Annotated in this window: 12 protein-coding genes; 11 read left to right on the top strand and 1 reads right to left on the bottom strand. The window is 41.5% G+C overall.

The genetic code is table 11. The features are described 5' to 3' along the window. The first annotated feature begins 39 nt into the window (after nucleotides 1–39). The 5 genes from spoIVB (at nucleotide 40) to C5695_RS12090 (ending at nucleotide 4,924) form a co-directional block, all read left to right on the top strand. The gene (gene spoIVB, locus C5695_RS12110) at nucleotides 40–1,317 is read left to right on the top strand and encodes a SpoIVB peptidase (protein WP_117730948.1); all 1,278 of its coding nucleotides are present in this window, start codon (nucleotides 40–42) and stop codon (nucleotides 1,315–1,317) included. 285 nt (nucleotides 1,318–1,602) lie between these two features. Then, nucleotides 1,603–2,406, top strand: a complete 804-nt coding sequence (gene spo0A / locus C5695_RS12105; protein WP_012010520.1) for a sporulation transcription factor Spo0A — start codon at nucleotides 1,603–1,605, stop codon at nucleotides 2,404–2,406. 175 nt (nucleotides 2,407–2,581) lie between these two features. Then, entirely contained in the window at nucleotides 2,582–2,872 is a 291-nt protein-coding gene (locus C5695_RS12100) for a hypothetical protein (protein ID WP_233230732.1), read from the top strand. Then, a complete protein-coding gene (locus tag C5695_RS12095; RefSeq protein WP_117730946.1) occupies nucleotides 2,860–3,960 on the top strand; it encodes a Rap family tetratricopeptide repeat protein in 1,101 nt (366 codons plus the stop codon). The genes C5695_RS12100 and C5695_RS12095 overlap by 13 nt, the downstream gene beginning before the upstream one ends. Nucleotides 3,961–4,186: 226 nt before the next feature. After that, nucleotides 4,187–4,924: a glycerophosphodiester phosphodiesterase gene (locus tag C5695_RS12090; protein WP_117730945.1), complete on the top strand. Its 738-nt coding sequence runs from the start codon at nucleotides 4,187–4,189 to the stop codon at nucleotides 4,922–4,924. A gap of 86 nt (nucleotides 4,925–5,010) precedes the next feature. Here C5695_RS12090 and C5695_RS12085 read toward each other — a convergent pair whose 3' ends face one another. Continuing rightward, complete coding sequence (locus tag C5695_RS12085) at nucleotides 5,011–5,247, bottom strand: DUF2627 domain-containing protein (protein ID WP_034661240.1); 237 nt, start codon at nucleotides 5,245–5,247, stop codon at nucleotides 5,011–5,013. A 149-nt stretch (nucleotides 5,248–5,396) separates the two neighbouring features. On the opposite strand from C5695_RS12085, the gene C5695_RS12080 reads away from it, so the two are divergent. The 6 genes from C5695_RS12080 (at nucleotide 5,397) to C5695_RS12055 (ending at nucleotide 13,187) form a co-directional block, all read left to right on the top strand. Beyond that, complete coding sequence (locus C5695_RS12080) at nucleotides 5,397–7,469, top strand: sigma-54 interaction domain-containing protein (protein ID WP_117730944.1); 2,073 nt, start codon at nucleotides 5,397–5,399, stop codon at nucleotides 7,467–7,469. Between the two features lie 125 nt (nucleotides 7,470–7,594). Continuing rightward, nucleotides 7,595–8,488: a phosphate butyryltransferase gene (gene yqiS / locus C5695_RS12075; RefSeq protein WP_117730943.1), complete on the top strand. Its 894-nt coding sequence runs from the start codon at nucleotides 7,595–7,597 to the stop codon at nucleotides 8,486–8,488. 25 nt (nucleotides 8,489–8,513) lie between these two features. Beyond that, nucleotides 8,514–9,608, top strand: coding sequence for a branched-chain amino acid dehydrogenase (gene bcd / locus C5695_RS12070; protein WP_117730942.1), 1,095 nt, complete (start codon nucleotides 8,514–8,516; stop codon nucleotides 9,606–9,608). Nucleotides 9,609–9,641: 33 nt separating this feature from the next. Beyond that, complete coding sequence (gene buk / locus C5695_RS12065; RefSeq protein WP_395940489.1) at nucleotides 9,642–10,763, top strand: butyrate kinase; 1,122 nt, start codon at nucleotides 9,642–9,644, stop codon at nucleotides 10,761–10,763. Continuing rightward, nucleotides 10,753–12,177, top strand: coding sequence for a dihydrolipoyl dehydrogenase (gene lpdA, locus C5695_RS12060; RefSeq protein ID WP_117730940.1), 1,425 nt, complete (start codon nucleotides 10,753–10,755; stop codon nucleotides 12,175–12,177). Before buk ends, lpdA begins: the two co-directional genes overlap by 11 nt. A 17-nt stretch (nucleotides 12,178–12,194) precedes the next feature. Next, a complete protein-coding gene (locus tag C5695_RS12055; RefSeq protein ID WP_117730939.1) occupies nucleotides 12,195–13,187 on the top strand; it encodes a thiamine pyrophosphate-dependent dehydrogenase E1 component subunit alpha in 993 nt (330 codons plus the stop codon). Nucleotides 13,188–13,191 lie beyond the last annotated feature (4 nt).

Here is a 13,191-nt window from a genome sequence, read left to right as displayed (position 1 = left end):
GTTCTGGTGTGGGTAAGGAGCGAGGAGAGTGAAAAATGAATGCCCGAAAAGATGAGAAAAGCCATTGGTGTGATTCTCCTTGTTTCTTTAATAAGTACAGGGTTTATGAGCATAGTGAAGGAATACATCAGCATTCCAACAAATGTTGCTGTATTTGAAAAACAGAAGCACTCAATTGACACATCAATAGAAGCGTCAGCCAATGCTTCTTCACCAGCCTTTAGTCTTTCAGAGAAAAAGAATCAGCTTGAAGTGACAGGGCAAAAGGCGGGAAAAGCCGAAATTGTTTATGATTTTAAAGGATTTCCTATTAAGAAAACAAAAGTCGACGTTCTCCCTGAATTAAAAGTCATTCCTGGAGGACAATCCATTGGCGTCAAGCTCCACTCTGTAGGAGTTCTCGTTGTAGGTTTTCACCAAATCACAACAGCAGACGGCAAGAAATCACCAGGCGAAGCTGCAGGCATTCAAACAGGGGATATGATCATTGAAATCAATGGTCAGAAGATGGAGAAAATGAATGACCTCACCCCATTTATCCAAAAGGCAGGAAAAACAGGTGAAACGCTTCGTTTACTTTTAAAAAGAGACCAAAAAACCTTTCAAACAACATTAACACCCGCAAAAGATGCAAGTGAAGGCATCTATCGAATTGGTCTTTACATTCGTGATTCCGCAGCAGGAATTGGTACGATGACCTTCTTTGAACCATCTTCTAAAAAATATGGTGCCCTAGGGCATGTGATTTCTGACATGGATACAAAAAAACCAATCGTTGTCGACAATGGCGAAATTGTCAGGTCAACCGTGACATCGATTGAAAAAGGCACAGGAGGCAATCCTGGAGAAAAATTGGCGAGATTTTCTTCCGAACGAAAAACGATAGGAGATATCTCCCGTAATAGCCCATTTGGTATCTTTGGTAAGTTAACCGAAAAGCTTGAAAATCATGTAGCAGACAAACCACTTCCAGTCGCTTTATCAAATGAAGTAAAAGAAGGTCCAGCTGAAATTTTAACCGTTGTGGATCATGATAAAGTGGAGAAATTTGATATTAAAATCGTCAGCACAACACCGCAGAAATTCCCAGCGACAAAAGGGATGGTATTGAAGGTAACAGATGAGCGACTTTTAAGTAAAACGGGCGGTATCGTCCAAGGGATGAGCGGTAGCCCCATCATCCAAAACGGCAAAGTCATTGGAGCGGTCACACACGTATTCGTCAATGATCCGACAAGCGGGTACGGCGTACACATTGAATGGATGCTGTCCGAAGCAGGAATTGATCTTTATCAAAAAAACAAAAAAGCAAGCTAATCATCAAACTGCCGCGAATTTTCCGGCAGTTTTTTTCTCCCCTTTCTTTCTCTGCCATCATGTTATAAAATAAGGAAAAAGAGATTTTTCGACAAAATGGAAAATAGTATGTTGTCAAATTGCAATAATCGTCGATTCATTAAGAAAAACGTAGAAAAAGCTAGATAATGCTCTATTATTCGGAAAATTAAAGTTTTTTAAAGGGGATAGCATGCTTTTGTCGAATTGAACACTCAGAAGAGAAATGCAAAAGACTAAAGGAATCGACATTGGGGAGGAAAGAACGTGGAGAAAATTAAAGTGTGTGTAGCTGATGACAATCGAGAGCTTGTTGGTCTATTGACAGAGTATATTGAGGGACAGGAAGATATGGAAGTACTTGGCGTGGCGTATAATGGTCAGGAGTGTCTGACATTATTTAAAGATAAAGAGCCCGACGTTCTCCTCTTAGATATTATCATGCCTCATTTAGACGGTCTTGCTGTACTCGAACGCCTCCGTGAAAACAATGACATGACCAAACAGCCAAGTGTGATTATGCTAACGGCGTTCGGACAAGAAGATGTCACGAAAAAAGCTGTTGATTTGGGCGCATCCTATTTCATCTTAAAACCATTTGATATGGAAAACCTAGTCGGTCATATTCGTCAAGTCAGCGGAAACGGCACACAAGTTACCCATCGATCTTCATCTATCCAAAACAGTGTTCTTCGCAACAAACCTGAACCGAAACGTAAAAACTTAGATGCGAGCATTACGACGATTATTCATGAGATTGGCGTCCCAGCACATATTAAAGGCTATTTATACTTAAGAGAAGCGATTTCAATGGTGTACAATGACATTGAGCTTCTCGGAAGCATTACAAAAGTGCTTTACCCAGACATCGCGAAGAAATTTAACACGACCGCCAGCAGGGTGGAACGAGCGATTCGCCATGCCATTGAAGTTGCATGGAGCAGAGGAAACATCGATTCCATTTCCTCACTCTTTGGTTATACAGTCAGCATGTCTAAAGCAAAACCAACCAATTCTGAATTTATTGCCATGGTAGCCGATCGTCTACGATTAGAGCATAGAGCTAGCTAATCACTTTTATAAAAAAACGTTTCTTTAGGAGGCGTTTTTTTATTTTGAAAAATATTGTAAAAAATTGGTTGTGTTGATACAATCATCTTATTGTTTCATTTGATAACTTGGCTTGTTTTATTTTCAGAATAAAATGAAAAATGAAGCATGAAAGAAATGGGGATGACATAAATTAGTGGTAATCAGCTACGCCAATCAATTGTTTGGTCGTTTAAATAGAAGAAGAAAACGCTCATTCGTAAGAAAAAGGATGAGAGGAAAAGGTCTGATGTATTTGGTAAATAAAGCCAATGAGATCGAAAGTTCTATTTCTATTGACCTGATTGTTTGGCGTTTTAAAGTCACTGGCTTCTTAGAGATTGTGCCATTTGAACTGAATATTCCCATTGTCGAATTTAATAATTTTCACATTCTTTTACTATGCTATAATAATGAAAAGAAGAGGGTGAGGTTATGGGAAAGCTGAAAATCCACTCTGCTGAGGTAGCGAACGAAATTAGCAAGTGGACGAGGGTCATTTCTCAGAATGACCTAGAGAAATCTGCTGTTTATAAAGAGAAAATTCAGAATTTGCTAAAAAATACAGATGAAGACCGCGAAGTTCTCCTTTATTATCAGCTTGTTGACGGCAGACATGAAATGTTACTTGGAAATATTGAAAAAGCCAATCACATTATGAAAAGTGTCGGAACGCTTGATGAGAAAGCAGACGACATTATTAATTTTTATTTTTACTTTTATAAAGGCCAGTACGCTGCATATGTGAAAAAGTATGATGAAGCCATCAGCTTTTACAAAATTGCAGAGCAGCGCTTAAAACGTGTGAATGAAGACCTTGAAGTAGGAACTTTTCACCATAAGGTTGCTTCAATCTATTACGAATTAAAACAAAATTTCATATCCATTAATCATATTAAAAAAGCCATCGATACGTTCAAAGCGCATGAAGAGTATACGGCGCAGGCGATTGACAGCTTGATTTTACATGCTAGTAATTGTATTGATTTGTTCCAATTTGAAGAAGCAGAGGAAAAGTACCAAGAAGCACTTGAGAAAAGTAAACGCATTAACAACGAGGTACTGATTGGGAAATGCTATCATAATTTAGCCGTTCTTTATTATGCAAAGCCTGATTATGAAAAAAGCGCACAATATGCTAAAAAAGGGATGGGCATTCAAATTCACCGGGACAATAGCCATTATTACATTCAATCTTTATATGTTCTGGCAAATGCCTTGGTTCATCTAGGAAATCAAGAGGCAAAGGAATATATTAAAGAGGGTATTGAGTATAGCTGCAATATCCAAAATAATGAATATATAGTAAAATTTGAAATTTTAGACTTGATGTGCGAAAATAGTGGGGCAGCAGACGTATTCTCTGAAAAATTAGACTACATAGAAAAAAATAGATTATATGTGGAGCTTGAGGATTTGTCTGAACAAATATCGAAATACTTCAAGGAACGAAATGACTATCAAAACGCCATTCGTTTTCTTGAAAAGAAATTCGATGCACAAATACTTCAAAAGAAAGTGGAGGTTATCTTATGAAAAAGTTGTTGTTAGGTGTAACCGTTGTTACAGCAGTCGCAGTTGTTTCTTCCCTTTTTGCTCTTGACGCAGAGACGACAGAGCAAGCCATCAGAGCGATTACGTGATCGAATGTATCTGTCGACCTCTTCGTACTGTTCAGAAGAGGTTTTTTTATGTGCTCAAACTGGAAAAATAAAAAAAGACACGTCATAATGAAAGGAAGCATCATATTTAGAGGTGACCTATGACGAAAATTTTTGCACACAGAGGTTTTAAAGGAATCTACCCTGAAAACACCATGATAGCCTTTGAGCATGCACTTCATTCTGGGGCTGACGGAATTGAGCTGGATGTGCAGTTGACGAAAGATGGCAGACTAGCTGTCATTCACGATGAGAAGTTGAACAGAACAACGAATATGAAGGGTTTAGTGAAAGACCATACATATGAAGAGTTAAAAGCTGGAGATGCGAGTCATACTTTCTATGAAGAAACCGGTGCTGTATCTATTCCTCTTTTAGAGGAAGTATTGGAGCTAGTGACGAAGCCATCATCACTTATTATTAATATTGAACTGAAAAACTCCATTTATCGATATCCAGGGATCGAAGAGAAAGTAAAGGAGCAAATCGAACACTTTCAAATAGAAGATCGTATACTGATCTCATCGTTTCATCATGGCAGTTTAGCTCTTTTTCACAAGCTGATGCCGCATGTTGAGCTTGCTGTTCTCACAATGGATGTGATTCATCAGCCGGAGATGTACTTAAAAACAGTACCAGCAAGAGGTTATCATCCGAATATAAAGGGGGCAGGAGTGACCAAAGAGGTTGTATCGGCTCTCCATGCTACCCACCAAGTGATCAGGCCGTTTACGGTAAACAGTGAACAGCAAATGAAAAACATGCTCTCCTTAGGTGTTGATGGAATCTTCACGGATTTTCCTGATAGAGCCGTCAAAATAAGAGAAGAAATGAAATAAAGACCTGCTGTCATCAGCGGGTCTCAGATTGTTGACAAAGGGCTAAAATGATGTTTATTTTAGCTCTTTGTCTTCTTTTTTCGTGTTTATCTCTGCTTAAAGCGAGTAGTCACTTTATTGCGTTTACGGTCTCTATATAAAATAAATCCAGCAACTACATAAAGACCTCCCCCTAAAAATAATAACCCTGCAATTCCTTGCAGCCATAAAAATGGAAATGGCGCAATGATGATGCCGAAAACTGTGTCACGCAGCAGCTTAATCCCAAGTGCTGCAAGTGCGCCAGGTATTAAAATAATGACTAATGCAAGTATTCTCCCCATCAAATGTCCCCTTAAACGTCATTTACTTCCATTGTCTAATTCAAAAAATATTTTGTCAAGAAAGGAAAACGTGGTAATATAAGAGTTGTGCAATTTTTTGCAACGGAAAAATATGGTGTGCAAATTTTTTCATATAAAGGGGTAACGGGATGCAGAGAGTCTTGATTGTCGGTGCAGGACAAGGTGGATCAGCATTGCTTGAGACATTGCTGAAAACAAATATGATTCAAATCGTTGCGATCGCCGACCTTGATCTTGGGGCACCGGGGATGTTAGAAGCAAAAAAGAATGGAATTGATACGACAACGGATTGGAAAGAATACATAAAAGATGATATTGATATCATCATTGAAACAACAGGTAGTTCAGCTGTACTAAAAGAACTGATGGAAGAAAAACGAGAACATGCTGTCATTGTTCCAAGTTCGATGGCATACGTCATATCGGAATTAATGTCAGAAAAGCAACAGCTCATTCAAATATTAAAGGAACAAACCTATAAGCATGACCGCATTTTCAATGCAACGAACGATGGCATGATTTTTATTAATATGGATGAAGAAGTGGTCCTATTTAATCGATCGGCAGCCAAAATGGTTGGATGTTTGCAAAAAGATGCGATTGGCCGTCACATACGTGAAGTGATCCCAAACACAAAGCTTCCCGATATTTTAAGATCGAGGGAGCCAGAATTTCATCAAAAACAATTTTTGAATCAGCAAATACAAATTGTCACAACGCGTTTGCCGATTATTGATGACGCAGGAAGAATGCTAGGCGCTTTATCCATTTTTAAAGATATTACGGATGCGGTGGAGCTTGCAGAAGAAGTCACAAACCTCAAGGAAGTACGGACAATGCTTGAGGCCATTATTCAATCATCTGATGAAGCGATATCCGTTGTAGATGAGCAGGGGAAAGGGATTTTAATCAACCGAGCTTACACGAAAATGACGGGATTAACAGACAAAGAGGTTGTAGGCAAACCAGCAGGTGCGGATATTTCTGAAGGGGAAAGCATGCATTTGAAGGTGCTTGAAACAAGAAGACCGGTTCGAGGCGTCAGAATGAAAGTTGGACCAAATAAGAAGGATGTGATTGTCAACGTAGCACCAGTGATCGTTGATGGCATCCTAAAAGGTAGTGTCGGCGTCATTCATGACGTATCAGAAATTCAATCACTGACGAATGAATTAAATAAAGCAAGACAGCTCATCCGTACACTTGAGGCAAAGTACACATTTGAAGACATTATTGGAGAAAGTGAACAAATGCTTGTGGCACTGGAGCAGGCGAAGCTAGGCGCAAAAACACCAGCGACCATTTTACTCAGAGGAGAATCGGGTACTGGGAAAGAGTTGTTTGCGCACGCCATTCACAATGAAAGTGACCGGAAATATAATCGCTTTGTACGCGTCAACTGTGCGGCCTTATCAGAAACCCTTTTAGAATCAGAGCTTTTTGGCTACGAGGAAGGCGCATTCTCTGGTGCAAGGCGCGGCGGAAAAAAAGGGCTGTTTGAAGAAGCGAATCAAGGCAGCATCTTTTTAGATGAAATTGGTGAAATGACGCCAAGTACACAGGCTAAATTATTACGCGTTATGCAGGAAAAAGAAATTGTCAGAGTAGGTGGAACAAAAGCCATCCCTGTTGATGTGCGTGTGATCACTGCAACAAATGTCAATATTGAAAAAGCGATGGCTCAAGGAAAGTTTAGAGAGGACTTATATTATCGGATGAACAGATATCCGATCTCCATTCCGCCGCTAAGACAGCGCCTTGAAGATATTGACTCGTTAAGTAAACGCCTTATTCAGAAAATCAATTTAGACTATGGGCGAAATGTGAGCGGCCTAACGGAACAGGCGCTTCATAGACTTCGATCCTACAGCTGGCCAGGGAACGTAAGAGAGCTGGAAAATGTTCTTGGACGAGCCATGATCTTTTTGAATCCGCAAGAAGAATGGATCGATGAAGGGCATATTTCGTTCATGGAGTCAGAAGAGCAGGAAGAAAAAGAACAGCAGGAACTGGCCGTGAGCCAATTTGAGGGAGAGATACTTTCAGATGCTGTTGAGGCGTTTGAAGCGCAACTCATTAAACAAACCCTTGAAAAGCATCAATTCAATCGCACGAAAACAGCGAAAACGTTAGGGATCAGCATTCGAAACCTTTACTATAAAATGGATAAATATCAACTTGCAAAAGATAGCATGCAATAAAATGCACGTAGCCTGCAAAAGATTGCACGCATTTCATCAGAAATGTCTTATTTCACTGCATTTCAAGCTGGCACGGAACTTGCATATAAAAACCATGAACCGAGCATAAGGAAAGGTGGGCACATATGAAGCTTGACGATCTGATTATGAAAGCCGCCCAGCTGCAGAATAAAACTGCTGCTGTGGCTCATGCAGAAGACGAAGAAGTGCTTCATGCCGTCAAGATGGCAATTGAACGCAAGGTCGCTCGCTTCCTGCTGGTTGGGAACAAACGCAACCTAAAGGAGCTAGTGAAGCAACATGAGATCGATGAGGGCTGGATAGATATTATTCATTCAGATTCTCCTGAAGAATCAGCCAAAATTGCCGTGCAGGCAGTAAGTGAGAAGCATGCAGATATATTGATGAAAGGGCATGTCCCGACAGCCGTTCTTTTAAAAGCGGTACTGAATAAAGAGTACGGGCTGCGGACAGCGAGTGTTCTATCACATGTTGCGGCATTTGAAGTGCCGGGCTTTGATCGTTTTATTTATGTTACGGATTCTGCGATGAACATCGCACCCGATTTAAATATGCTCAAAGAGATTACGATCAATTCTGTTCAAGTAGCACAAGCTGTCGGAAATGACATGCCAAAAGTGGCAGTGCTATCTGCGGTCGAGGTCGTGAACCCGGTAATGGATTCAACTTTGACTGCGGCAAGTCTGGCGCAAATGAATCGCCGAGGTCAAATTTCTGGTTGCCTCGTTGATGGGCCTCTTGCTTTAGACAATGCCATTTCTCAAACAGCAGCTTCTCATAAAAATATTACAAGTGATGTCGCTGGTCATGCAGATATTTTGCTTGTGCCGACGATAGAAGCAGGGAACATTCTTTATAAATCTCTCATCTACTTTGCGCATGCGAAGGTGGGAGCTGTGGTGGCAGGAGCAAAGGCGCCGATTGCTTTAACCAGCCGGTCGGATACAGCTGAAAGCAAGCTTTATTCAATCGCACTTGCCATTTGTACATCAAATTAAGCGGAAGTCATAGGAGGAATAAATAATGGAACTTTTTAAATATATGGAACGATACGATTATGAGCAGCTTGTATTTTGTCAGGATGAACAGTCAGGCTTAAAAGCCATTATTGCCATTCATGATACAACACTTGGACCGGCACTTGGCGGGACTAGAATGTGGACGTATGAAAACGAAGAAGCAGCAATCGAGGATGCACTGCGTCTAGCAAGAGGGATGACGTATAAAAATGCAGCAGCAGGACTGAATCTTGGCGGCGGAAAAACAGTCATTATCGGCGACCCGAGAAAAGACAAAAATGAAGAAATGTTCCGTGCGTTTGGACGTTACATTCAAGGATTGAATGGCCGCTATATCACAGCTGAGGATGTCGGTACGACGGTAGAAGACATGGATCTGATTCATGAAGAAACTGACTTTGTGACAGGTATTTCTCCTGCATTTGGTTCGTCTGGAAATCCGTCTCCTGTTACGGCTTACGGTGTATATAAAGGAATGAAAGCTGCTGCCAAAGCTTCATTTGGGACTGATTCATTAGAAGGGAAAACAATTGCTGTTCAAGGTGTTGGAAATGTGGCCTACAATCTGTGTAAACACCTGCATGAAGAAGGTGCACAGCTGATTGTTACAGATATCAATAAAGACTCTGTGAAGCGAGCGGTTGAAGACTTTGGCGCGAAAGCAGTTGACCCTGATGATATTTATGATCAAGCATGTGATATTTATGCACCGTGTGCACTTGGTGCAACGATTAACGATGTAACGATTCCGAAGTTAAAAGCAAAAGTCATTGCAGGTGCAGCGAATAACCAGTTAAGAGAGACGCATCACGGGGATCTGATCCATGAAATGGGCATTGTCTATGCACCTGATTATGTCATCAATGCAGGCGGTGTGATTAACGTTGCTGATGAACTTTATGGCTATAATGCAGATCGTGCAATGAAAAAAGTTGAAGGTATTTATCAAAACATTGAACGCGTCATTGAAATTTCAAACCGTGATGCCATTCCAACCTATAAAGCGGCAGACCGATTGGCAGAAGAGCGTATTGAAAGAATGCGTAAATCAAGAAGCCAATTCTTGCAAAATGGTCAACATATTTTAAGTCGTCGCTAATTTGAAGAATGAGTTGAAACGGAGGTTTTGTTTTTGCTGACAAAAGAATGGCGTATTCTCACGATTAATCCTGGCTCTACTTCAACAAAAATCGGCGTGTTTCATAATGAACGATCTATTTTTGAAACAACACTTAGACATACAGATGAGGAAATAAAGCAGTTTCCTCATATCATTGATCAGTTTTCATTTCGTAAAGAAACGATCCTGAAAACGCTGCATGAACAAGGGATGAACATCTCAAAGTTTGATGCAGTGTGCGCACGAGGCGGCCTCCTACGTCCGATTGAAGGTGGCACATATGAAGTCAATGAGCAAATGGTGGAAGATCTGAAAGAAGGATATGCAGGACAGCACGCATCTAATCTCGGTGGTATCATCGCGAGGGAAATTGCACTTGGTCTGAATATCCCAGCTTTTATTGTCGATCCAGTAGTGGTTGATGAACTAAAACCAATTGCTCGCATTTCTGGGCTGCCAACGATTGAAAGAAAGAGCATCTTCCATGCATTAAATCAAAAAGCGGTTGCAAGAAAAACAGCCGCTTCCTTTGGAAAACGCTACGAAGATTTGAACATGATTATTACACATATGGGCGGCGGTATTACAATTGGTGTACATGAAAAAGGAAAAGTCATTGATGTCAACAATGGTCTGCATGGCGAAGGTCCTTTCAGTCCAGAGCGAGCGGGAACCCTGCCAACAGGTGACCTTGTCAATCTATGCTTTTCTGGTGCATATACCCAAGAAGAAATGCTTAAACGCATTATTGGCGAAGGTGGACTTGCGGGTTATCTTGGCACGACAGATGCGGTGAAAGTCGAGCGCATGATTGAAGCCGGCGATGAACGCGCGGCACTGATTTATGAAGCGATGTGCTATCAAATTGCTAAGGAAATCGGTGCGGCCAGTGCGGTTTTAAAAGGAGCAGTTGACGTTATTGTGTTAACAGGCGGACTTGCGTACAGTAAACAAATTACATCAAGTATTAGAGGATATATTGACTGGATTTCAGATGTTGTTGTATATCCAGGTGAGAATGAACTGCAATCTTTAGCAGAAGGTGCACTTCGTATTTTAAAAGAAGAAGAATCACCGAAAGAATACCCAAATGATCAACAGAAAAAGAAAGGAGTGACAAGTCATGGCAACTGAATATGACCTCGTCATTCTTGGTGGAGGCACAGGCGGCTATGTAGCAGCCATTCGTGCCTCACAGCTTGGATTGAAAACAGCAGTTGTAGAAAAAGCAAAGCTCGGCGGAACATGTCTCCATAAAGGGTGCATTCCGTCTAAAGCGCTGCTTAGAAGTGCAGAAGTCTATCAAACCGTCAAACGTGCTGCTGATTTTGGCGTTGAGGCAAACGATGTTGCCTTACAGTTTGCAAACGTGCAGAAAAGAAAAGCAGAGATTGTAGAAAAACTAGCAGGCGGCGTCAAACACTTAATGAAACAAGGGAAAATTGATGTCTATGAAGGAATTGGCCGGATTCTTGGTCCATCTATCTTTTCACCAATGCCAGGAACCATTTCTGTTGAAATGGCAAATGGAGATGAAAATGAAATGCTCATTCCAAAGCAGGTCATCATTGCAACAGGTTCAAGACCGCGTGTCCTGCCAGGGCTTGAAGTAGATGGGACGCACATTCTTTCATCAGATGATGCGCTTGAACTGCCGGAGCTTCCGCAGTCGATGCTTATTGTCGGCGGCGGAGTGATCGGCATCGAGTGGGCTTCCATGCTCCATGATTTCGGTGTGAAAGTGACGGTGATTGAATTTGCAGATCGCATATTGCCAACAGAGGATCATGACATTTCTAAAGAAATGGTAAAGCTTTTATCTAAAAAAGGCATCACCTTTGTGACAAATGCGAAAGTGCTGCCAGATACCGTTAAAAAGCAGGAGAATCTCGTGACGATTCAAGCAGAAAAGGATGGAGACCTTCAGACGTTTGAAGCGGAAAAACTCCTTCTTTCAGTCGGACGTGTACCTAATATCGAAGGCATTGGCCTTGAAAATACCGACATTCAAACAGAAAAACAAGGCATTGTCGTGAATGAGCATTATCAAACGAAAGAATCGCATATTTACGCAATAGGAGATGTTATTGGCGGGCTTCAGCTGGCACATGTGGCTTCACACGAAGGCATGATTGCGGTGGAACATATGGCAGGGAAAGATCCGAAGCCGCTCGATGAAACGCTCGTATCTAAATGTGTTTACTCTCACCCAGAAACTGCAAGTGTTGGACTGACTGAACAGGCGGCAAAAGAGCAAGGGTTCGAAGTCAAAATAGGGAAGTTCCCCTTTATGGCGATCGGAAAAGCACTTGTGTACGGAGAGTCTGATGGATTCGTCAAAATCATTGCCGATCAAAAGACAGATGATATTTTAGGGATTCATATGATTGGCCCTCATGTCACAGATATGATATCTGAAGCTGGATTAGCCAAAGTGCTTGATGCAACACCGTGGGAAGTGGGGCAAACGATTCACCCTCACCCAACCTTATCAGAGGCGATTGGCGAGGCAGCTCTTGCTGTCGACGGAAAGGCGATCCATTTTTAATCAAGGAGGGAAATAGGATGAGTAACATGCGTCATCAGGAATTAGGATTATCGGATGAGCAAGCAATTGATATATATAAAACAATGCTACTAGCAAGAAAAATTGATGAACGGATGTGGCTTTTAAACCGTTCTGGTAAAATTCCATTCGTGATTTCTTGTCAAGGGCAGGAAGCGCAGCAAGTAGGCGCTGCTTTCGCCCTCAATAGAGAAGAAGATTACGTTTTACCTTATTACCGTGATATGGGTGTTGTCCTCGCATTTGGGATGACAGCAAAAGATTTAATGATGTCTGGTTTCGCAAAACAAGACGATCCAAACTCAGGCGGAAGACAGATGCCAGGTCATTTTGGACAAAAATCAAATCGAATTGTGACAGGATCTTCACCTGTTACAACGCAGGTTCCGCATGCAGTGGGAATTGCACTCGCTGGACGACTGGAGCAAAAAAACTTTGTCAGCTTTGTCACATTCGGTGAAGGCTCTTCAAACCAAGGTGATTTCCACGAAGGTGCTAACTTTGCTGCTGTGCATAAGCTGCCTGTTATTTTCATGTGTGAAAACAATAAGTACGCGATTTCTGTGCCGTATGACAAACAAGTGGCATGTGAACGCATTTCAGATCGTGCCATTGGATACGGAATGCCTGGTGTAACCGTTGATGGCAATGATCCGCTTGAAGTATATGCTGCTGTCAAAGAAGCGAGAGACCGTGCAGCAAGAGGTGAAGGCCCAACATTGATTGAAACCATCTCTTACCGTTTAACTGCGCATTCAAGTGATGACGATGATTCAAGTTATCGAGAAAAGGAAGAAGTGCTCGAAGCGAGAAAGAAAGATCCGCTCATCCAATATGAAACGTATTTAATTGAAGGAAACGTCTTGACTTCTGACATGAAAGAAGAGATGACAAAAGAAATCATGCAAATCGTGAACGAAGCGACCGATGAAGCGGAAAACGCTGCTTATGCTGATGCAGAAAGCGCACTTCGTTACGTATATGCGGAGTAAGGGG

This window comes from Bacillus pumilus, assembly GCF_003431975.1.
GTDB lineage: Bacteria > Bacillota > Bacilli > Bacillales > Bacillaceae > Bacillus > Bacillus pumilus_N.
Note: the sequence above shows the minus strand (reverse complement) of the source record. Positions and strands in the feature narration are given on the sequence as shown.

Excerpts from the sequence above, each read along its gene's own strand:
- C5695_RS12055 (WP_117730939.1), top strand. The coding sequence starts at position 12,195 with ATGAGTAACATGCGTCATCAGGAATTAGGATTATCGGATGAGCAAGCA.
- bcd (WP_117730942.1), top strand. The coding sequence starts at position 8,514 with ATGGAACTTTTTAAATATATGGAACGATACGATTATGAGCAGCTTGTA.
- C5695_RS12095 (WP_117730946.1), top strand. The coding sequence starts at position 2,860 with ATGGGAAAGCTGAAAATCCACTCTGCTGAGGTAGCGAACGAAATTAGC.
- C5695_RS12085 (WP_034661240.1), bottom strand. The coding sequence starts at position 5,247 with ATGGGGAGAATACTTGCATTAGTCATTATTTTAATACCTGGCGCACTT.
- C5695_RS12090 (WP_117730945.1), top strand. The coding sequence starts at position 4,187 with ATGACGAAAATTTTTGCACACAGAGGTTTTAAAGGAATCTACCCTGAA.
- spoIVB (WP_117730948.1), top strand. The coding sequence starts at position 40 with ATGCCCGAAAAGATGAGAAAAGCCATTGGTGTGATTCTCCTTGTTTCT.
- lpdA (WP_117730940.1), top strand. The coding sequence starts at position 10,753 with ATGGCAACTGAATATGACCTCGTCATTCTTGGTGGAGGCACAGGCGGC.
- yqiS (WP_117730943.1), top strand. The coding sequence starts at position 7,595 with ATGAAGCTTGACGATCTGATTATGAAAGCCGCCCAGCTGCAGAATAAA.
- C5695_RS12080 (WP_117730944.1), top strand. The coding sequence starts at position 5,397 with ATGCAGAGAGTCTTGATTGTCGGTGCAGGACAAGGTGGATCAGCATTG.